The organism is Citrobacter sp. Ce129, from assembly GCF_030334545.1.
Classification (GTDB): domain Bacteria; phylum Pseudomonadota; class Gammaproteobacteria; order Enterobacterales; family Enterobacteriaceae; genus Citrobacter; species Citrobacter europaeus.
In genome coordinates this window covers 542,290-563,551 of the sequence record NZ_JAOWDS010000073.1, presented here as the reverse complement: position 1 = coordinate 563,551, position 21,262 = coordinate 542,290, and the positions used below count along the sequence as shown (strand labels likewise).

At 54.0% G+C, this 21,262-nt stretch carries 19 protein-coding genes; 12 read left to right on the top strand and 7 right to left on the bottom strand.

Annotated features, from left to right (window positions below):
* The first annotated feature begins 153 nt into the window (after positions 1–153).
* From OGV77_RS22275 to iadA, 4 genes are all read left to right on the top strand, one after another.
* Positions 154–1,218 (top strand): AI-2E family transporter, encoded by a 1,065-nt coding sequence (locus OGV77_RS22275; RefSeq protein WP_006683504.1) that lies wholly within the window; start codon positions 154–156, stop codon positions 1,216–1,218.
* Between the two features lie 166 nt (positions 1,219–1,384).
* Positions 1,385–2,044: a nucleoside recognition domain-containing protein gene (locus tag OGV77_RS22270; protein WP_047409568.1), complete on the top strand. Its 660-nt coding sequence runs from the start codon at positions 1,385–1,387 to the stop codon at positions 2,042–2,044.
* 1 nt (position 2,045) lies between these two features.
* Positions 2,046–2,507: a YjiG family protein gene (locus OGV77_RS22265; protein ID WP_003835099.1), complete on the top strand. Its 462-nt coding sequence runs from the start codon at positions 2,046–2,048 to the stop codon at positions 2,505–2,507.
* Between the two features lie 11 nt (positions 2,508–2,518).
* Positions 2,519–3,682, top strand: coding sequence for a beta-aspartyl-peptidase (iadA, locus tag OGV77_RS22260; protein WP_286502977.1), 1,164 nt, complete (start codon positions 2,519–2,521; stop codon positions 3,680–3,682).
* Positions 3,683–3,798: 116 nt separating this feature from the next.
* On the opposite strand, the gene bcp is transcribed toward iadA, so the two are convergent.
* Entirely contained in the window at positions 3,799–4,269 is a 471-nt protein-coding gene (gene bcp / locus OGV77_RS22255) for a thioredoxin-dependent thiol peroxidase (protein ID WP_003835095.1), read from the bottom strand.
* Entirely contained in the window at positions 4,269–4,841 is a 573-nt protein-coding gene (locus OGV77_RS22250; protein ID WP_043017165.1) for a glycine cleavage system transcriptional repressor, read from the bottom strand. Before OGV77_RS22250 ends, bcp begins: the two co-directional genes overlap by 1 nt.
* A 145-nt stretch (positions 4,842–4,986) precedes the next feature.
* On the opposite strand from OGV77_RS22250, the gene dapA reads away from it, so the two are divergent.
* The 6 genes from dapA to ypfH all read left to right on the top strand — a co-directional run bounded on the left by dapA (position 4,987) and on the right by ypfH (position 11,540).
* On the top strand, positions 4,987–5,865 hold the full coding sequence (dapA, locus tag OGV77_RS22245) for a 4-hydroxy-tetrahydrodipicolinate synthase (protein WP_006683510.1): 879 nt from the start codon (positions 4,987–4,989) through the stop codon (positions 5,863–5,865).
* Between the two features lie 16 nt (positions 5,866–5,881).
* Positions 5,882–6,916, top strand: coding sequence for an outer membrane protein assembly factor BamC (gene bamC / locus OGV77_RS22240; protein ID WP_043017164.1), 1,035 nt, complete (start codon positions 5,882–5,884; stop codon positions 6,914–6,916).
* 111 nt (positions 6,917–7,027) lie between these two features.
* Entirely contained in the window at positions 7,028–7,741 is a 714-nt protein-coding gene (gene purC / locus OGV77_RS22235; RefSeq protein ID WP_003835086.1) for a phosphoribosylaminoimidazolesuccinocarboxamide synthase, read from the top strand.
* A 129-nt stretch (positions 7,742–7,870) separates the two neighbouring features.
* The gene (gene ypfJ, locus OGV77_RS22230; protein ID WP_005121887.1) at positions 7,871–8,737 is read left to right on the top strand and encodes a KPN_02809 family neutral zinc metallopeptidase; all 867 of its coding nucleotides are present in this window, start codon (positions 7,871–7,873) and stop codon (positions 8,735–8,737) included.
* Between the two features lie 15 nt (positions 8,738–8,752).
* Positions 8,753–10,768: a tRNA(Met) cytidine acetyltransferase TmcA gene (locus OGV77_RS22225; RefSeq protein ID WP_087050910.1), complete on the top strand. Its 2,016-nt coding sequence runs from the start codon at positions 8,753–8,755 to the stop codon at positions 10,766–10,768.
* Between the two features lie 73 nt (positions 10,769–10,841).
* Entirely contained in the window at positions 10,842–11,540 is a 699-nt protein-coding gene (gene ypfH, locus OGV77_RS22220; RefSeq protein WP_047409580.1) for an esterase, read from the top strand.
* Positions 11,541–11,632: 92 nt separating this feature from the next.
* Here the strand turns inward: ypfH and OGV77_RS22215 are convergent, their stop codons facing one another.
* Genes OGV77_RS22215 through OGV77_RS22205 form a run of 3 tightly spaced genes read right to left on the bottom strand, consistent with a single transcriptional unit; the run spans position 11,633 to position 13,348 of the window.
* Positions 11,633–11,833 carry a YpfN family protein gene (locus OGV77_RS22215; RefSeq protein ID WP_003835080.1) on the bottom strand — a complete coding sequence of 67 codons (201 nt, stop codon included), beginning with the start codon at positions 11,831–11,833 and terminating at the stop codon, positions 11,633–11,635.
* 27 nt (positions 11,834–11,860) lie between these two features.
* Positions 11,861–12,988 (bottom strand): succinyl-diaminopimelate desuccinylase, encoded by a 1,128-nt coding sequence (gene dapE, locus OGV77_RS22210; RefSeq protein ID WP_286502976.1) that lies wholly within the window; start codon positions 12,986–12,988, stop codon positions 11,861–11,863.
* Between the two features lie 3 nt (positions 12,989–12,991).
* A complete protein-coding gene (locus tag OGV77_RS22205; RefSeq protein WP_047409584.1) occupies positions 12,992–13,348 on the bottom strand; it encodes an ArsC family reductase in 357 nt (118 codons plus the stop codon).
* Between the two features lie 387 nt (positions 13,349–13,735).
* Here OGV77_RS22205 and ypfM point away from each other — a divergent pair, with 387 nt between their 5' ends.
* A complete protein-coding gene (ypfM, locus tag OGV77_RS22200) occupies positions 13,736–13,795 on the top strand; it encodes a protein YpfM (RefSeq protein ID WP_001386977.1) in 60 nt (19 codons plus the stop codon).
* 75 nt (positions 13,796–13,870) lie between these two features.
* Here the strand turns inward: ypfM and acrD are convergent, their stop codons facing one another.
* Together acrD and narQ are read right to left on the bottom strand one after the other, a co-directional pair.
* On the bottom strand, positions 13,871–16,984 hold the full coding sequence (gene acrD, locus OGV77_RS22195) for a multidrug efflux RND transporter permease AcrD (protein WP_043017160.1): 3,114 nt from the start codon (positions 16,982–16,984) through the stop codon (positions 13,871–13,873).
* A 184-nt stretch (positions 16,985–17,168) separates the two neighbouring features.
* A complete protein-coding gene (narQ, locus tag OGV77_RS22190; protein ID WP_087050909.1) occupies positions 17,169–18,866 on the bottom strand; it encodes a nitrate/nitrite two-component system sensor histidine kinase NarQ in 1,698 nt (565 codons plus the stop codon).
* 260 nt (positions 18,867–19,126) lie between these two features.
* Between narQ and aegA the strand changes: the two genes are divergently transcribed.
* A complete protein-coding gene (gene aegA / locus OGV77_RS22185; protein ID WP_087050908.1) occupies positions 19,127–21,106 on the top strand; it encodes a formate-dependent uric acid utilization protein AegA in 1,980 nt (659 codons plus the stop codon).
* The last annotated feature ends 156 nt before the right edge of the window (positions 21,107–21,262 follow it).

The window sequence follows — 21,262 nt, the reverse complement described above, 5'->3', positions numbered from 1 at the left end:
CTTAGGGAGTGTAACTGCGAAACCTGACGATGAACACCCAGGAAAAATGTCTTTTCACTTTGCGTAATCAGCCATAAAAAGCGAAGTCTTTTTTGTGACATTTCGATACAATTCGGGATCGCAATCCCGCTATTGGGTTCATGGAAGGGTTTTATGCTCGAAATGTTGATGCAATGGTATCGCCGCCGCTTTAGCGACCCCGAAGCCATCGCCTTGCTGATTATTCTGGTTGCCGGTTTTGGCATCCTGTTCTTCTTTAGCGGTCTTCTGGCGCCGCTGTTGGTCGCCATTGTGCTGGCTTACCTGCTTGAATGGCCGACCGTACGGCTGGAACATATAGGTTGTTCACGGCGTTGGGCAACATCGATCGTGCTGGTGGTGTTTGTCGGTATTTTGCTGCTGATGGCGTTTGTGGTGATGCCCGTTGCATGGCAGCAGGGGATCTACCTGATCCGCGATATGCCCGGCATGCTCAATAAATTGTCTGATTTTGCCGCCACCTTGCCACGACGTTATCCGGCGCTGATGGATGCGGGCATTATTGATGCGATGGCGGAGAATATGCGCTCGCGAATGCTCACCATGGGTGATTCGGTGGTGAAATATTCGCTGGCCTCACTGGTCGGTTTGCTGACGCTGGCGGTTTACCTGGTTCTCGTCCCATTGATGGTGTTCTTTCTGATCAAAGATAAAGGACAGATGCTGAACGCCGTGCGCCGGGTGCTGCCGCGTAATCGCGGGCTGGCGGGGCAGGTATGGAAAGAGATGAATCAGCAAATCACCAACTATATCCGCGGAAAGGTGCTGGAAATGGTGGTGGTCGGCGTGGCGACCTGGCTAGGCTTTCTACTGTTTGGTCTCAACTATTCGCTGCTACTGGCGGTGCTGGTAGGGTTCTCTGTGCTGATCCCGTATATCGGCGCTTTTGTCGTGACGATTCCGGTAGTCGGTGTGGCGCTGTTCCAGTTTGGCCTTGGCACCGAGTTCTGGAGCTGTTTTGCCGTGTACCTGATTATCCAGGCGTTGGACGGTAATCTGTTGGTGCCGGTGCTGTTCTCCGAGGCGGTAAATCTGCATCCGCTGGTGATTATTCTGTCGGTGGTGATCTTCGGCGGCCTGTGGGGATTCTGGGGCGTATTCTTTGCGATTCCTCTGGCAACGTTAATCAAAGCGGTAATGCATGCCTGGCCGGATGGTCAGGCCGTTGATGAACCCTAATCCGCATGCTCTGGCGATGCAATGTCGCCGGAGCTGAACTTGTCGGACCTCTATCCACACTTTCTGAATATTCTCCTCGGCTGTCGTTTTTCTCCGCATTTGTCTTTAACTTGACCTGCGTGATGTCTTTTAGTCACACAAGGAATAAGGCCAACTGGAGAACAAAATGGGTCACAACACACACACGCAGCAAAAGGTGGGATGGGGCGGTTATCTCGCTTTTTTTATTACGATTATTCTTTTTTCCGGCATGTTTGCGAAAAGTACCGAATGGTGGCGGGTCTTTGACTTCACCGTCCTCAACGGCGCATTTGGGCAGATTAATGCGGCGGGCGACACGGCAGTCTCTTTTCGCGGCGCGGGCGGTATGGGCGCCAAAGATGGCTTCTTATTCGCGCTTGAGCTTGCGCCTTCCGTCATTCTTTCGCTCGGGATAATTTCCGTCACTGAAGGGCTGGGAGGTTTACGTGCGGCGCAACAGCTGATGACGCCTGTCTTGCGCCCGTTACTCGGTATTCCAGGGATTTGTTCGCTGGCGTTGATTGCGAATTTGCAAAATACCGATGCCGCCGCCGGGATGACCAAAGAAATGGCGGAAGAGGGCATTATCACTGAACAGGAACGTGCCATTTTTGCCTGCTGGCAAACCAGCGGCAGCGCTTGTATTACCAACTATTTTTCCTCTGGCGCTGCGCTGTTTACGGTGGTTACCGTTCCGGTAATTACGCCGCTTGCGGTGATCCTTGTCTTCAAATTTGTGGGTGCGAACCTGCTGCGTTTATGGATTGCGCAGCTGGAAAATCGCCGTATGCAGCAGGAGGCGTGAGATGACAACGCAGGTACGTAAAAACGTCATGGATATGTTTATCGATGGCGCACGGCGCGGATTTACTATTGCAACGACCAGCCTGTTGCCTAACGTGGTGATGGCGTTTGTAATTATTCAGGCGCTGAAGGTGACAGGGCTGCTCGAAGTTGTCGGGCGGGTATGTGAGCCGGTTATGGCGCTGTGGGGCTTGCCGGGGGAATCTGCCACCGTGCTGCTGGCGGCGGTGATGAGTATGGGAGGCGGCGTCGGCGTTTGCGCCAGCCTGGTTGTCGCCGGTACGCTTTCGGGACATGATGCCACGGTATTGTTACCGGCTATCTACCTGATGGGCAATCCGGTGCAAAATGTGGGACGCTGTCTGGGGACCGCGGGGGTTCATCCCCGTTACTACCCGCTGATTATTGCGGTATGCGTAATTAATGCGCTGCTCTCTATTTGGGTTATGCAGGTTATTGCCTGACAAGGAAGGTTATGAATTGTTCCATTCTTAATTTGACGTTGTTCCAGCAGGGACACGTGTACGCGCCGGAAGATTTAGGGCGCCAGGACATACTGGTGTCCGGCAGCAAAATTGTTGCCATCGCGCCGTTGATTTCCCCTGAAGATTTTCCCGGCTGCACGTGCATCAATCTTGATGGCGCGATTGTGTGTCCGGGGTTTATCGATCAACACGTCCATCTGATTGGCGGCGGTGGAGAAGCGGGGCCGCACACCCGCACGCCGGAAGCGCGCTTGTCGCGGCTGGTTGAAGCTGGCGTCACCTCGGTGGTGGGATTACTGGGTACTGATGGTATTACCCGTCACCCGGAATCGCTGCTGGCGAAAACCCGCGCGCTGGAATTTGAAGGCATTAGCGCGTGGATGCTGACCGGGGCGTATTCTCTACCTTCCCCGACTATTACCGGCAGCATCGATCGCGACGTGGCGCTGATCGATAAAATTATTGGCGTGAAATGCGCGGTTTCGGACCACCGTTCTTCCGCTCCGGATTCTTCGGCGCTGGCAAACATGGCGGCGCAAGCTCGCGTGGGTGGATTGTTAGGACGAAAACCGGGAATCAGCGTCTTCCATATGGGCGACAGCCCGCGCATGCTGGAGCCGTTGTACCAGATCCTCGACTGTTGCGATGTGCCGATTACCAAACTGCTGCCGACCCACGTTAATCGTGCACAACCGTTGTTCCAGGCGGCGTTGGAGTATGCCCGCAAAGGCGGTTATATCGACATTACCAGCAGTATTGATGAGCCCGTCGACCCGGCCACGGCAATCGCCACGGCGCTTAGCCAGAACGTGCCGCTGTCGCGTATTACGCTGAGCTCAGACGGCAACGGCAGCCAGCCGGAATTTGATGAGTACGGTAACCTCACCGGCATCGGTGTCGCAGGGTTTGAATCGCTGGCAGAAACGGTGCGCCAGTTGGTGAAGGTTCATGCCATACCGCTGGAGCAGGCGCTGTGTCCGCTGACGCGCACGGTCGCAGAGTTTTTGGGACTGGAGCATAAGGGGCGTCTGGCGGTGGGATGTGATGCAGACATTCTGGTGCTCAACGACGCGCTGGAGGTTCATCACCTGTGGGCGAAGGGAAAAGCCTTGGTCAGGGAGAAAAAAGCCTGCGTAAAAGGGACGTTTGAATAAACGAGGTTGATGCCGGATAGCGGCGTAAATGCCTTATCCGGCCTGCGGGGTTGCGGGGAAACAGGCCTGATAAGACGCGTAGCGTCGCCATCAGGCTTTATCCGGCAAAACGTAAATCAAGCGTTCTCTTTCAGCCAGTTCATTACCACATCGTGGTGGTTACTGGTTTTGAAGTCATCAAACACATGCTCAATTTTCCCTTCAGCATCAATCAGGAAGCTGATGCGGTGGATGCCATCGTAGGTTTTGCCCATAAACGATTTCTCACCCCAGACGCCGAACTGCTCGCAAACCTGATGATCTTCGTCGGACAGGAGCGTGAAGTTAAGGACTTCTTTTTCCGCGAATCGGGAAAGCTTCTCTGGTTTATCGGTGCTGATTCCCAGCACTTCAACACCTGCTTTTTTTAACTCATCCATGTTATCGCGCAGGCCGCAGGCCTGAACGGTACAGCCGGGTGTCATGGCTTTTGGGTAAAAATAAACCAGAACACGCTGTCCCTGGAAGTCGGTTAAATTTACTTGTTCTCCGTCTTGATCCGGCAAGCTAAATTTCGGTGCGATATCACCGGCTTTCAGTGGGTTCATTACTTAACTCCATCCTGTTCATCATGCTGTGAGTAATTGACGACGTTAATACTGCCTTGCGCATTGAGTTCTGTACAGAGTGCTTTAAACGCATCTTCAATATTTGCCGCATCATGTGACGCAGGACTATGTGCGGTGATTTGAATAAACAGCTGTGCCGCCTTTCCGTTCTCAGCCGGTTGCGTGCGTGACACCAGTTCCGCAATATTCATTTGGTGGCTGTCAAACAGGGCGGTAAAGCGTTCAATCAAATGTGGAGAATCAGGGACATCGACTTGAACCCATACCGTCGCGGGCATCGCCGGACGGGGGCGCGCGGTCGTGCGCTTCATCACGATCAGTAAATCCAGCTCTGCACCTTTCAATGGTAAGGTTGATTCAATCAGGGTGATGGCATTCCAGGTGCCCGACAGCAACATGATAAACGTGAACTCGTCACCCAGCATGGCCAACCGGCTGTCTTCGATATTACAGCCGCAACTGCTGACATGACGCGTGATGGTGTTCACAATTCCTGGGCGGTCAGCACCCAGCGCAGTAATGACCAGATAGTGTTGCGATGACGATGTCAAACCTGTTCTTCCTTTGAGCGGTGAGGTAATCATAAGGAAAGCATAAAAAAAACATGCATACAACAATCAGAACGGCTCTGGTCGCTTGCTTTTATTGTCGTACCAAACGTACCATTGAGACACTTGTTTGCACAGAGGATGGCCCATGTTCACGGGAAGTATTGTCGCGCTTGTTACGCCGATGGATGAGAAAGGTAAAGTCTGCCGGTCGAGCCTGAAAAAACTGATTGATTATCATGTCGCCAGCGGCACCTCGGCGATCGTTTCGGTTGGCACCACCGGTGAGTCTGCCACCCTGAGTCATGATGAGCATGGCGATGTGGTGATGATGACCCTGGAGTTGGCCGACGGGCGTATTCCGGTAATAGCCGGAACCGGCGCCAATGCGACCGCGGAAGCCATTAGTCTGACGCAGCGTTTCAACGACAGTGGTGTTGTCGGCTGCCTGACGGTGACGCCTTACTACAACCGCCCAACCCAGGAAGGTTTGTTCCAGCATTTCAAAGCCATCGCTGAACATACTGACCTGCCGCAAATTCTGTATAATGTGCCGTCCCGTACCGGCTGCGATATGCTGCCGGAAACCGTTGGTCGCCTGGCGAAAGTAAAAAATATTATCGCTATTAAAGAGGCCACGGGGAACTTAAGTCGCGTTCACCAGATCAAAGAGCTGGTTTCAGACGACTTCATTCTGCTCAGCGGTGATGACGCAACCGGACTGGATTTTATGCAGCTCGGTGGTCATGGCGTGATTTCCGTAACGTCTAACGTTGCGGCGCGTGACATGGCTGAAATGTGCAAACTGGCGGCAGCCGGGCACTTTGCCGAGGCGCGGGTGATTAACCAACGTCTGATGCCGTTACACAACAAACTATTTGTCGAACCCAATCCTATCCCAGTGAAATGGGCGTGTAAGGAGTTGGGACTTGTGGCGACCGATACGCTACGTCTGCCGATGACGCCAATCACGGACAATGCTCGTGAAATCGTCAAAGCGGCGCTTAAGCATGCCGGTTTGCTGTAAAGTTTAGGGAGATTTGATGGCTTACTCAGTACAAAAGTCGCGCCTGGCCAAGGTTGCGGGTGTTTCGCTTGTTATGTTGCTCGCGGCCTGTAGTTCTGACTCGCGTTATAAGCGCCAGGTGAGCGGTGATGAATCCTATCTGGAGGCCGCACCGCTTGCTGAGCTTCACGCTCCAGCCGGAATGATTCTGCCGGTTATGTCGGGTGACTATAATATCCCGGTAACCAACGGCAGCGGTGCCGTGGGTAAAGCGCTGGACATTCGCCCACCGGCTCAGCCGTTAGCACTGGTCACCGGCGCTCGCACTCAGATCGCGGGTGATACGTCGACGTTGCTGGTGGAAAATGGTCGTGGCAACACGTTGTGGCCACAGGTCGTTAGCGTCATTCAGTCTAAAAACTACACGATCACCAAACGTGATGATGCCAGTCAGACTTTGACCACCGATTGGGTTAACTGGAACCGTCTGGATGAAGACGAGCAGTACCGTGGACGTTATCAAATCTCGGTTAAACCGCAGGGCTATCAGCAAGCGGTAACGGTGAAACTGATTAACCTCGAGCAGGCGGGTAAACCCGTAGCCGATGCGGCATCAATGCAGCGTTACAGCGCTGAGATGATGAACGTTATCTCTGCCGGTCTGGATAAGAACGCCACCGACGCCGCGAATGCCGCGCAAAACCGCTCGGCAGCCACTATGGATGTTCAGAGCGCCGCCGATGACACCGGTTTACCGATGCTGGTGGTACGTGGACCGTTCAACGTGGTATGGCAGCGTCTGCCGGCAGCGCTTGAGAAAGTGGGGATGAAAGTGACCGACAGCACCCGCTCTCAGGGCAGCATCGCCGTCACCTACAAACCACTGTCCGATAGCAACTGGCAGGAGTTGGGCGCAAGCGATCCGGGTCTGGTATCCGGCGACTACAAACTGCAGGTCGGTGATTTAGACAACCGCAGTAGTTTGCAGTTTATCGATCCGAAGGGGCATACCCTGACGCAAAGCCAGAATGACGCGCTGGTCGCCGTCTTCCAGGCCGCGTTCAGTAAGTAAAAATAAAGGGCTGGATAACTCCAGCCCTTTTTTTCTGATATGATACGCAAACGTGTGCGTCGGCAGAAAAACGCAATATTTATCGTTAATTCACACCCAGGAGTAATAAAGATGCAAAAGCAAGCTGAGTTGTATCGTGGTAAAGCGAAGACCGTATACAGCACGGAAAACCCGGACCTGTTGGTGCTCGAATTCCGCAATGATACGTCAGCAGGGGATGGCGCGCGCATTGAACAGTTTGACCGTAAAGGCATGGTGAACAACAAGTTCAACCATTTCATTATGACTAAACTGCAAGAAGCGGGCATTCCTACCCAGATGGAGCGACTGCTTTCCGATACTGAATGTCTGGTGAAAAAACTGGAGATGGTACCGGTTGAATGTGTGGTACGTAACCGCGCGGCAGGCTCACTGGTTAAGCGTTTAGGCGTTGAGGAAGGTATTGAACTGAATCCGCCGCTGTTTGATCTGTTCCTGAAAAACGATGCTATGCACGATCCAATGATTAACGATTCCTATTGCGAAACTTTTGGTTGGGTGAGCAAAGAGAATCTGGCGCGTATGAAAGAGCTGACCTACAAAGCCAACGACGTGCTGAAAAAGATGTTTGATGATGCGGGTCTGATTCTGGTCGACTTCAAACTTGAGTTCGGTTTGTATAAAGGTGAAGTGGTTCTGGGCGATGAGTTTTCACCGGACGGCAGTCGTCTGTGGGACAAAGAAACGCTGGATAAAATGGACAAAGATCGCTTCCGCCAGAGCCTGGGCGGGCTGATCGAAGCCTATGAAGCCGTCGCGCATCGTCTGGGTGTGAAGTTAGACTAATCCTCCCTCTGAGCCGGCGATCGCTCTCCGGCTCATCAATCCCGCTGATTTTGATTACTGTTTCTTATGGTAATCCTGTTCCGAACCGCCTACGATCATCATCATAATGAATAAAAAGTTGAGGTGATTATGCGCTGGCAAGGGCGTCGTGAAAGTGACAATGTGGAAGACAGACGAAACAGCTCCGGCGGTGGCCCCTCTATGGGCGGCCCTGGTTTTCGTTTGCCCAGTGGTAAAGGCGGCATCATCCTGCTGATCGTGGTGCTTGTCGCAGGTTATTATGGCGTGGATCTCACCGGATTAATGACCGGTCAGCCTGTTTCCCAACAGCAATCATCACACTCCATCAGCCCAAATGATGATGAAGCAGCGAAATTTACCTCGGTAATTTTGGCCACCACGGAAGATACCTGGGGACAGCAGTTTGAAAAAATGGGGCGGACCTACCAACAACCGAAGCTGGTGATGTATCGCGGAGCAACGCGAACCGGCTGCGGCGCGGGCCAGTCCGTGATGGGACCGTTTTATTGCCCGGCAGATGGCACGGTATATATCGACCTCTCATTCTATGATGACATGAAAAACAAACTGGGCGCCGATGGTGATTTTGCTCAGGGTTATGTTATCGCCCATGAAGTGGGTCACCATGTGCAGAAACTGCTGGGTATTGAACCGAAAGTTCGCCAGATGCAGCAAAATGCCTCACAGGCTGAGGTAAATCGTCTTTCCGTGCGTATGGAACTGCAGGCGGACTGCTTTGCCGGCGTCTGGGGCCACAGTATGCAGCAGCAGGGCGTGCTGGAGTCCGGTGACCTGGAAGAAGCGCTGAACGCCGCTCAGGCCATTGGCGACGATCGCCTGCAGCAGCAGGGACAAGGACGCGTTGTGCCGGACAGCTTTACCCATGGTACTTCCGAGCAGCGTTTTACCTGGTTCAAACGCGGTTTTGACAGCGGCGATCCGGGACAATGTAATACTTTTGGTAAAGGCATTTAAGATACAGAGGCAGGGATGTCTGATATCACGGCGCTGAGCGCGTTAACCGAACAGATGAGCCGCGAAGGGATCCGTCGTCTGCTGATTATCAGCGGCGAAGGGAACTGGTGTCAGGAGCGGGCATTAGCGCTACGCAACATGTTAACCGGCGACTGGCTATGGGTAGGGGCGCAAGCCCCTGCTGAGCCGAACTGCACGCCGCAGGCGCTGCAAACGTTACTAGGGCGCGAGTTCCGTCATGCGGTTTTTGACGCAGGGCAGGGATTTGACGCTGCGGCATTTGCCGCCTTAAGCGGAACGCTGATTGCCGGAAGCTGGCTGGTTTTGCTGACTCCACCCTGGCATAGCTGGCAGACCTATCCGGACGCGGATTCACTGCGCTGGGGCGACTGCGCTGAACCTATCTCAACACCGTACTTTGTTGAACACGTTAAACGGGTAATTTCCTGTGACGGGCAGGCTCTGCACTGGCAACAGCATCTGCCTGCATCCAGCCCAGGTTTTCCTGTTCGTGCAGACTGGCACGCGGCAACCGGTGAACCTCAGCCTGAACAGGCGCTGATTTTAGCGCAGTTGCTGGAGATGCCTCCCGGCGTGGTTACGGTCACTGCCGCACGTGGCCGGGGCAAATCCGCGCTGGCGGGGCAACTGATAGCACGTATCAACGGGACAGCGATCGTTACCGCGCCTGCCAAAGCGGCAACCGATGTGCTGGCGCAATTTGCCGCAGAGCGTTACCGCTTCATGGCCCCGGATGCGCTGTTAAGCAGTTCTGCAACCGCAGACTGGCTGATTGTAGATGAAGCCGCCGCGATCCCCGCGCCGCTGCTGCACCAACTGGTGGCGCGTTTTCCTCGTACACTGTTAACCACCACCGTTCAGGGCTACGAGGGGACTGGCAGAGGCTTCTTGCTGAAATTCTGCGCCTGCTTCCCCACTCTTCGACGCTATGAGTTGCAACAACCCGTACGCTGGGCGCAGGGATGTCCGCTGGAGCAAATCGTCAGCGATGCGCTGGTGTTTGGTGATGAAACGTTCACGCATACCCCATTGGGGGATTTGCACTTCTCGGCGTTTGAGCAACGCGCCTGGCATACAAACCCGGCGCTGCCGTTAGCGGTATATCAACTGCTTTCCGGGGCGCATTATCGCACCTCGCCACTGGACCTGCGGCGGATGATGGATGCGCCGGGGCAGCATTTCCTTCAGGCTTCGGCTGCTGACTCGGTGGCGGGAGCCGTCTGGCTGGTCGATGAGGGGGGATTAACTGCAGAATTAAGCCAGGCCGTCTGGGCCGGATATCGCCGACCAAGAGGCAATCTGGTTGCACAGTCACTGGCGGCGCATGGCGGTGACCCGTTGGCGGCGACGCTTGTCGGGCGACGGGTTAGCCGAATTGCGGTTCACCCCGCGCGCCAGCGAGAAGGTATCGGGCAGCAGTTGATTATGCAGGCCCTGCGTTATTCCATGCAGTGTGATTATCTGTCCGTCAGCTTTGGTTATACGGCTGAACTATGGCGTTTCTGGCAACGCTGCGGTTTTGTGCTGGTAAGGATGGGCAATCATCGGGAAGCCAGCAGCGGCTGTTACACCGCTATGGCGATACTTCCCATCAGCGAAGCGGGTAAACGCCTTGCCCGGCGGGAACACCAGCGCCTGCGCAGGGATGCGGAAATCCTTGCGCAGTGGAATGGAGAGCACATTCCGCTGACCCCGCTGAAAGAGGCTACGCTTAATGAGGATGACTGGGCTGAGCTGGCTGGGTTTGCCTTCGCGCATCGACCATTGCTGACATCGCTGGGCTGTCTGAGTCGTCTGCTTGAGCACAGCGAACTGCCTCTTCCGGCGCTTCGCGGGCGTTTACAGGCTAAACACAGCGACGCCGAATTATGCCAACGGCTGAAGATCTCAGGTCGCAAAGCGCTGCTGGCGGTTCAGCGCGCTGAGGCTGCGCAGGCCTTAAAACAGCTGGACGCTGAACGTGAACAGCGGCTACATAATCGCATTATGCAATGGCAATTTTTTCACTAACTTCTTCAATTTCCTGGCATGGTCATTGCGGTTAAGCGGCGTAGAATGATTCTCATCAGTTAAGGAGATCGCCATGAAACATGACCATTTTGTTGTTCAAAGTCCCGATAAACCCGCTCAACAGCTATTGTTGCTGTTTCATGGCGTCGGCGATAACCCGGTTGCCATGGGGGAAATTGGCTCCTGGTTTGCGCCGCTGTTTCCGGATGCGCTAATCGTTAGCATTGGCGGGGCAGAGCCTTACGGTACAACTTCTGGACGTCAGTGGTTTTCGGTGCAGGGCGTAACGGAAGAGAACCGTCAGGCGCGTATTGACGCGATTATGCCGGTGTTTATCGAAACAGTGCGTTACTGGCAGAAGCAAAGCGGCGTTTCACCGCAGGCTACCGCGCTGATTGGTTTTTCTCAGGGTTCTATTATGTCGCTTGAGAGCATCAAAGCCGAGCCGGGGCTGGCGTCGCGGGTCATTGCCTTCAATGGTCGCTATGCCACTTTACCGGAGACGGCAACCACTGCGACTACGGTGCACTTGATTCACGGCGGTGAAGACCGGGTGATTGAGTTATCTCACGCCGTTGCCGCGCAGGAGGCGTTAATTCGCGCCGGTGGGGATGTGACGCTGGATATCGTTGAAAATCTGGGGCACGCCATTGATGAACGCAGCATGCAGTTTGCGCTCGATCATTTGCGTTTTACCGTACCGAAGCACTACTTTGATGAAGCGCTGAGCGGTGGTAAGCCTCACGATGATGATGTGATTGAGATGATTTAACCTGTAGGCCGGATAAGGCGAAGCCGCCATCCGGCATGACAGTCAGTGATAGTGCCGGATAGCAATGTGATATGTGTTATCCGGCCTACAAATTATTTCTTCGGTTGATCCTTATTCGGCCAATCGTCGTCGTCATCCCATTTATCGTTAAAGTCACGATGCGGGGGAAGTTCCGGCTTATTCGCAAGAAATTTCTTGTGGTCGACGCGCTTGAGATCTTTAATCACGTTCAGCAGTACGCCTACCAAAAACACCAACACCAGAATCCACCAGTACTTTGCCAGCCAATCCATGCTCATTTCCTCTTACAGGAACACTCATCAGGCGACGAGTTGTTCCATGATACGTTGATACATTCGGGCAAGCAGCTGCAGGTCGGCGGCATTAACACATTCATTAATTTTATGAATAGTGGCGTTGACCGGCCCAAGTTCTACTACCTGCGCCCCCATGCGAGCAATAAAACGCCCGTCGGACGTCCCGCCTGTAGTCAGTAACTGCGGTTTAATCTCATTATAGTGCTCAATGGCGTTCACCACCGCATCAACCAGTTTACCGCGTTCTGTCAGGAAAGGCTGACCGGAAAGCCACCAGTCGACGGCATAACGGAGCTGATGTTTCTCCAACAGCGCGTGAACCCGTGCTTTAATCATCTCATCGGTCAGCTCAGTGCTGAAACGGAAGTTGAACTGGATAAACAGTTCGCCGGGGATAACGTTGTTGCTGCCGGTGCCTGCCTGAATATTGGCAATCTGCATGCTGGTCGCCGGGAAGAATTCGTTACCCTGATCCCACTCAATCGCCACCAGTTCGTTGAGCATTGGCGCCGCGCGGTGTACCGGGTTATCGGCCAGATGCGGATAGGCTACGTGGCCCTGCACACCGTGAATGGTTAGGTTGCAGGTCAGTGAACCACGACGTCCATTTTTCACCACGTCGCCAACGATCTCCGTACTGGACGGCTCGCCAACCAGACAATAATCCAGTCGCTCATTACGCGCCATCAGCGCTTCAACTACCTTCACGGTGCCGTTTTTAGCGCTGGCTTCCTCGTCGGACGTTATCAAAAACGCCAGACGACCCTGATGGTTTGGATGCTGGGCAACAAAACGCTCTGCGGCCACGACCATCGCCGCCAGCGAACCTTTCATATCCGCTGCGCCACGCCCGAACAACATGCCATCGCGAATGGTCGGTTCGAACGGGGGGTTAATCCAACGATCAACATCGCCGGCAGGCACTACGTCAGTGTGACCGGCAAATGCCAGAGTCTCACCTTTACCGCGCCATGCCCAAAAATTCTGTGTGTCACCAAAATCCATACGCTCAACGGTAAAACCTACCGCGCGCAGGCGTTCAATCATTAACGCCTGGCACCCGGCATCATCCGGGCTCAGGGAAGGACGGCGAATAAGCTGCTGTGTCAGCTCAATAACCGGGCACGACATAGACTACACCTCATTAAAAAACAGAGTATAACTGGATTCACTGAAACCAAGCAGCATAGGCTTACCCGGCGCGCAGAGCAATGGGCGTTTGATAATTGCTGGCATTTCAATCATCAACGCGGCGGCAGAGGAGGCATCTGTGATTTTACTGCGTGTGGCTTCATCCAGTTTACGCCAGGTGGTTCCACGCGTATTGAGCAATGGCTCCCAGCCTAATTCGCTAATAAAAGAGTGCAATAGCGCATTGTCCAGGCCGTCGACGCGATAATCATGAAAGCGGTATTCGACCCCATTGTCTTCGAGCCAGCGTCTGGCCTTTTTAATCGTGTCGCAATTCTTAATGCCGTAGAGGGTAATCATTTGAATCCTTATTGACATAAATTGAATATTTATTCTCGTATTCTATAACTATGAATAATACATATTGTCATCGAATCGTTATAGAAAAATATAACATTGTTGTTGAATGGTGAATAATGATTCCTGAAAGTTCCAAAACTCGCGGGAAACTGAAAATCAGAATTTGCCTGTTTGCATCAGCCTGTTTTTCCATCAGAATTGACAAAGTAGTAGATGATGTATGAATATTTCAAAATATTGCAGTAAGTCACATAAAATTTATGGGTTTAGCGCATAGTGATTACATATACCCCAGCACTGGAGGAAGTAATCACAACCATCGGTTAAATTGCCTTCTTTTAAAGATGATGATTTCGTAGAATGCCCATAATAATAAGAGAGGTTGTTATGATTGAACGTGAACTGGGGAACTGGAAAGACTTTATCGAAGTGATGCTTCGTAAATAATTTTCTGGAAGAAATTCATATCCTGCAAAGGATAAAAAAAGGCGACTCAACGTAAGTCGCCTTTTTTGTGTCCGATTATTCTGGGCGTGGCTTCAACGGGAAGCGTCTGCGCACCAGCACAAAGAACAGAGGAACGAAGTAAATCGCCAGGATAGTGGCTGAAATCATCCCGCCCATTACGCCCGTCCCCACCGCATGTTGACCACCGGAACCTGCGCCACTGCTGATGGTCATCGGCAGCACCCCAAAGATAAACGCCAGCGACGTCATCAGAATTGGTCGTAAGCGTTGGCGACAGGCATGCAGGGTGGCGTCGAGCAAGTCGTGTCCTTTCTCGTTCATTTCATTGGCGAATTCAACAATCAATATCGCGTTCTTCGCCGAAAGGCCGATAACGGTGAGTAACCCGACCTGGAAGTACACGTCGTTTTCCAGGCCGCGCATCCAGGTGGCGAGCAGCGCGCCAATGACCCCCAGCGGCACCACCAGCATGACGGAGAAGGGAACCGACCAGCTTTCGTACAGAGCCGCCAGACACAGGAATACCACCAACAGAGAAATGGCGTACAGGGCGGGAGCCTGAGAACCCGACAGCCGTTCCTGATAGGACATCGCAGTCCATTCGAGGCCGAATCCGGTCGGTAACTGGCGCACCAGCGATTCCATTATGTCCATTGCCGTACCGGTACTGACGCCCGGCGCGGCTTCGCCGACAATCTCGACGGCAGAGTAGCCGTTATAGCGTTCCAGACGCGGTGAACCCGTTTCCCAGCGCGACGTGGCAAAGGCCGAGAAAGGCACCATGCCGCCGCTATTGTTGCGGACATACCACAGGTTGATGTCGTCCGGAAGCATGCGATATTTTGCCGCCGCCTGCACGTAAACCTTCTTCACGCGCCCCCGGTCCATAAAGTCATTGACGTAGCTGGAGCCCCAGGCCGTTTGCAATGTGTCGTTGATATCATCAATGGAAACGCCCAGTGCCTGGGCTTTGCGCTGATCGATATCAATTTGCAACTGCGGGCTGTCGTCCAGACCATTATGACGAACGCGGGTCAGGGAGGCGTCTTTCCCGGCCAGTTCGATAAGCTTGTCTCGCGCGGCCATTAACGCATCATGGCCCGCACCGGCGTGATCCTGCAGCTCCATATCGAAACCGGCAGAGCTTCCGAGGCCGCTGATAGCTGGAGGGCTGCTGGCGAAGACGCGGGCTTCTTTAATCTTGTTAAAGGCTTTGGTCGCACGTTCAATGATGGCGAAAGAGGTTCCGGTCGTGGTGTCGCGCTCATCCCAGTCTTTTAAGCGGACAAACATACGTGCCACGTTTTGACCGTTCCCGCCAGGGCCGGAGCCGACCGTGGAAAAGACTGACGTAATGTTGTCTTTCTCATGGGTGAAGTAATACTTCTCCACCTCCTCAACCACTTTCAATGTTTGTTGCTGCGTGGAGCCGCTGGGCAACTGCACCGAGGTTGTAAACATGCCGCGGTCTTCCAGGGGCAGGAAGGAGGTTGGCAGGCGCAGAAACAGGAAAACCATACCGCCAAGCAGCAGGCCGTAGATCAGTATCCAGCGCAGGCTGCGGTGCAGGATCCTGGCGACGCCTTTTTCATAGCGTTCGGCGTTGCGATTAAACATGCGGTTAAACCAGCCAAAGAAACCGGTTTGCCCGTGATGTTCGCCCTTATGCAGCGGTTTGAGCAGGGTGGCGCACAGGGCAGGGGTGAGGATCATCGCCACCAGAACAGACAGCACCATCGCGGAGACGATGGTTATCGAGAACTGGCGGTAAATAGCCCCGGTGGTGCCGCCGAAGAAGGCCATTGGGATAAACACCGCCGACAGTACCATCGCGATACCGACCAGCGCGCCCTGGATTTGACCCATCGATTTCCGCGTCGCTTCCCGCGGCGAAAGGCCTTCCTCGCTCATTATACGCTCGACGTTTTCCACCACCACAATGGCGTCATCGACCAGCAGACCGATCGCCAGCACCATTGCAAACATCGTCAGGGTGTTAACGCTGTAGCCAAAGGCGTAAAGCACCGAGAAGGTGCCCATCAGGACCACGGGAACGGCGATGGTAGGAATCAGCGTGGCGCGGAAGTTTTGCAGGAACAGGTACATCACGAGGAATACCAGCGCGATCGCTTCCAGCAGCGTTTTCACCACGTCGATAATTGAGGCTTTGACAAAGGAGGTGGTTTCATACGCTACCTTGTACTCCAGCCCGTGCGGAAAATACTGCGAAAGCTCGTTCAGGCGGTCGATAACCAGCTCCGCCGTTGCCATTTCATTAGCGCCGGAGGCCAGTTTTACCCCCAGACCGGAAGCCGGGTTGCCGTTGAAGCGGCTGAGGTAGTCATACTTTTCCGCGCCCATTTCGACCGTCGCCACATCGCCCAGTTTAACTTCTGAGCCATCCTGGTTGACGCGTAGCGTAATCGCGCGGAATTCATCCGGAGTCTGCAGCAACGACTGGGCGTTGATTGTTGCATTTAGCGCCTGCTTGTCCACCGAAGGTGTACCGCCAAGCTGTCCGACGGCAATCTGCGCATTCTGTGACTCGATAGCGTCGGTCACATCTTTGGCGGTCATTTGAAAGCTGTTGAGTTTGGCCGGGTCGAGCCAGATTCGCATGGAATATTGTGAACCGTAAGCATCAATATCGCCCACGCCGTTTATACGGCTGAGCGGATCCTGGATATTACTGGCGACGTAGTCAGCGATGTCCTGCTTATCCATTGAGCCATCGGTGGAGACGAAGGCGATGGTCAGAATATTGGTGTCCCCGGTCTTACGCACCGTGACTCCCTGATCCTGTACCGCCTGCGGAAGCTTACGCATCGCCGACTGTAGCTGGTTTTGCACCTGCTGGACGGCCTCGTCAGGATCGGTTCCGGCGACGAAGCTCAGCGTAACCGATGCCTGGCCTGTCCCACTGCTCTGCGATGACATATACATCAGATTATCGAGACCGGTCATGTTCTGCTCGATAACCTGGGTGACGGTGTTTTCCAGCGTTTGTGCGGATGCGCCAGGGTAGTTCGCGGTTATCCGCACGTTTGGCGGCGCCAGATCGGGATATTGCTCAACGGGCAGCGAAAAAATAGCCAGGGCTCCTGTCAGGCACAACAGGATAGCTAACACCCAGGCAAAAATGGGGCGATCGATGAAAAAATTCGCCATTAAAAGGGGACCTCGTGTTTCTGCGTATCGTTATGGGTATGACTTGCTTCACTTTAGCGGCAAGGTACGGGTCAAACGTGGAGAAAAAAAGAAGATAATGTAAATTATCATGCCCGTTTACAGCATACCTTTTGTGCCAACGCCGTCAGGCCTGGATCCAGCCCCGACGGCACTTTGCGGTTCTTTACGTTAGTTCACCGTCGGATTCTGCCGAACGAAAACTGATACTCACCAGCGTACCCCCTCCGGAGGGTTGAGAGAAGGTCAGCGTGCCGCTCAGCCTTTCCGCCCGCTCGCGCATAATATTTAACCCATAGTGCCCCGTAGGCTCATGCGGCTCGCCAATGCCGATGCCGTTATCGCGGATATAAACCGTATGATTACCATCGGGTGCTGTTACGCAACTGACGGCAATTTCGGTTGCGTTGGCATGCTTAATCGCGTTCAACACCGCTTCACGGACGATCTGCAGCAGATGCACCTGCATTTGCGCGTCCAGCGCCAGCGTCGGCAATCGGCAATCCAGCGTCAGTTTAGCCGAGGTCTGATTTTGCAGCGTTTCCAGCATTTCATGCAGGGCGGAGGGAAGATCGGCCTGCTGTAAAGTCAGGCGGAAGGTGGTGAGCAGTTCGCGCAACTGGCGGTAGGCATCGTTCAGCGCCTGGGAGAAATCCGCCATAATGCTTTGCGCCGGAGCGTTATCTTCCGGGATCGAGCGCTTCAACAGCGTGAGCTGAATACGTAAATAAGAGAGCACCTGCGCCAGCGAGTCGTGCAGCTCGCGTGCAATCGTCGCCCGCTCCTCCATTAACAACAACTGCTGGAAATGTTTTTGCGCCTGGTTGAAGTACAACCCGCGTCCCAGCATTGAGGAGACGCTGTTGAGCAGCGGAGTGGAAGCGTTGACGTTGGGACTTTGCCAGTGCAGTTCCCCGTAAACGGTTTCCTGCATGGTGACCGGCAGGATCTGCATTGGTAACTCGGGACTTTTAGTCCCTTCGCTTATCCGCCAGTTATCGCCGACGGTGAGTTCCAGGAAATACGCGGCGTCATGCTCGCGGACAATCTGTAAAATATGGCGGAAACAGTGTACGTCAATCTGACTGGTATTTAGCGCCTGGGAGCACTGATATAACACTTCCAAACGGCGGTTGGCTTCGTGGAGATCGTGGGTCTTCTCAGCGACCGAAGCTTCCAGCGAGCGGTACAGTTTGTGTAATTCACTCGACATCTGGCTGAAGGTTTTACCCAGCAACCCAAGTTCGTTGGGCAAACCGGTATCCAGCGGCGGGATATCAAACTGCCCGTGTTCGATGTGCTGGCTGGCCATCACCAGCTTATTCAGCGGACGCACCACCTGCTGGCGAATTCGCCGCAAGGTAAAGAAGACGAGAGTGAATATGCCGATCCCACCCGCCAGTGAAATTCCAAAAACCAGCATCACTTTGCGTTCGGCATAATGCTGCAGCGCCAGCACAAAGAGATCGATTTGATCGACATAGCTATTGATATTGGTCTGGTACCATTTTAAATCGCCATCAATCAGACGGGCGTTCATTTCCAGCCAGTTAGCATGCAGACGTCCATAGCGGATTTTTACCGCTTGTGGCACATACCACGCGTTCAGGTTCTGAAGCGACGGTGAGTTTAGCGCCTGCTGAAAAAGCTGGCGATGAGCGTTGAGCTGTGGGCTTTGGCTTTGTAGATCGTAACCCAGACGATAACTTTGCATGCGCAATGAGCCAGCAACGTTGATGGCTTCGGCATCGCGCAAGCTGCTGGTCAGCGTGAGCAACGCAATACCCGTTGAGAGAATCGACAACAGCACGATGTAAAAAAAAGCTTTAGCCAGACTGGCCGAGACCGGACGCTTTACCGTCACTTGTGCATCCTCACACAATACACGTCGCGCCTTAAAACAGCCTGAACGATGCAGTGTATTTGATAAATGTTAATAAAACGCCATGAAACTGGATGGTAACTGAAACACAATTTCATATGCGATGAAATAAATTGATCTGCCACAGGTTCTGGATAAATAGTTGTGCTTCCTGGGCAAATGAACATTGCCGCTTCCTTCCGTGTCGGTTAATAACACTCTTATAAAGAATAAGGTTTTTGCAACCAAAAAAGAAGGAAGCCATGAATCGTTTTATTATGGTCAATAGCCAGCAGTGCCTGGGATGCCATGCCTGTGAGGTCGCCTGCGTCATGGCTCACAACGACGAGCAGCATGTCCTGAGCCAGAGGCATTTCCAGCCCCGAATTACCGTTATTAAACATCAGCAGCAGCGTAGCGCAGTGACCTGCCACCACTGTGAAGATGCGCCCTGCGCCAGAAGTTGCCCGAACGGGGCAATCAGCCAGGATAACGACAGCGTGCAGGTGAATCCGCAAAAGTGCATTGGCTGTAAATCGTGCGTTGTAGCCTGTCCTTTCGGCACGATGCAGATCGTACTCACTCCCGTAGCCAAAGGGAAGGTGAAAGCCACCGCGCACAAATGTGATTTGTGTCAGGGACGCGAACAGGGACCTGCCTGCGTCGAGAACTGTCCGGCACAGGCGTTACAGCTGGTGACGGAAAATTCGCTTACCGGCCTGTCAAAAGCGCGCAGGCTGCGTACCGCCAGTCTGGAAAGCCAGCCATGGCATGCCAGCGCTACCGATTTTGTTCCACATGTCATCACCAAACGTGAGCAAATGCAGGCGACGCCTGCGCGGGGCGAGCCGGATAAGCTGGCGATTGAGGCCCGTAAAACCAGCTTTGAAGAGATCTATTTGCCGTTTCGTACGGCGCAGGCGGAACGGGAAGCATCCCGCTGCCTGAAATGCGGCGACCACAGTATTTGCGAATGGACCTGCCCACTGCATAACCATATTCCTCAGTGGATTGAACTGGTCAAAGCCGGGAACATCGATGCGGCGGTTGAGCTTTCTCACCAGACTAACTGCCTGCCGGAAGTGACCGGGCGCGTGTGTCCACAGGACCGGCTTTGCGAAGGAGCATGCACGGTACGTAGCGAACAGGGCGCGGTGACTATCGGTAATATTGAGCGTTACATCTCCGATCGTGCCCTGAGCAAAGGATGGCGACCGGACTTAAGCCACGTGCAGAAAGTGGACAAGCGGGTTGCTATCATCGGCGCAGGCCCGGCGGGTCTGGCCTGCGCCGATGTGCTGGCGCGCAGCGGTATCAGCGCCACCGTGTACGATCGCCATCCTGAAATCGGCGGTTTGCTGACGTTCGGCATTCCGGCCTTCAAGCTGGACAAATCGCTGCTGGCGCGCCGCCGTGAAATCTTCAGCGCCATGGGTATTCATTTCGAACTGAACTGTGAAGTAGGTAAGGATGTCGCGCTTGAAACGCTGCTGGAGGATTACGATGCCGTGTTCGTGGGCGTAGGAACCTATCGTTCCATGAAGGCGGATCTGCCGAATGAAGACGCGCCTGGCGTATATGATGCGCTGCCGTTCCTGATCGCCAACACTAAGCAGGTGATGGGGCTGGAAGAGCTGCCTGACGAGCCGTATATCGACACTGCCGGACTAAACGTGGTTGTACTGGGCGGAGGCGATACGGCAATGGACTGCGTGCGTACCGCATTGCGCCATGGCGCAAGCCAGGTGACCTGCGCCTATCGTCGTGATGAAGCCAATATGCCCGGTTCGAAAAAAGAGGTGAAGAACGCTCGGGAAGAAGGAGCAAACTTCGAGTTTAACGTCCAGCCGGTTGAGCTGGTGTTGCATGCCGATGGGCGAGTCAGCGGCGTGCGTTTTTTACGTACACAGCTTGGCGAGCCGGATGCGCAGGGCCGCCGACGCCCGGTTCCCATCGCCGGGAGTGAGTTTGTCATGCCCGCAGATGCGGTGATCATGGCGTTTGGCTTTCACCCGCACGGCATGCCGTGGCTGGAGGCGCATGGCGTTAAGGTCGATAACTGGGGGCGCATTGCTGCCGATGTTGAAAGCGCATACCGATATCAAACCAGTAATCCGAAAATCTTTGCCGGTGGCGACGCGGTACGCGGTGCGGACCTGGTGGTGACGGCGATGGCCGAAGGGCGGCATGCTGCCCAGGGGATAGTCGACTGGCTGGGCGTAAAATCAGTCAAATCTCATTAATCGGCGAGTAGGCCGGATAAAACGCGTTAGCGTTGCCATCCGGCAATGTGCCGCATGCATACCTGATGGCGCTTTGCTTATCAGGCCTACATTGTTCCAAGACAAACCCGGTTTCACGGCGTAGTATTATTTCTCACTTCTTGCTGTGGAGCCGGT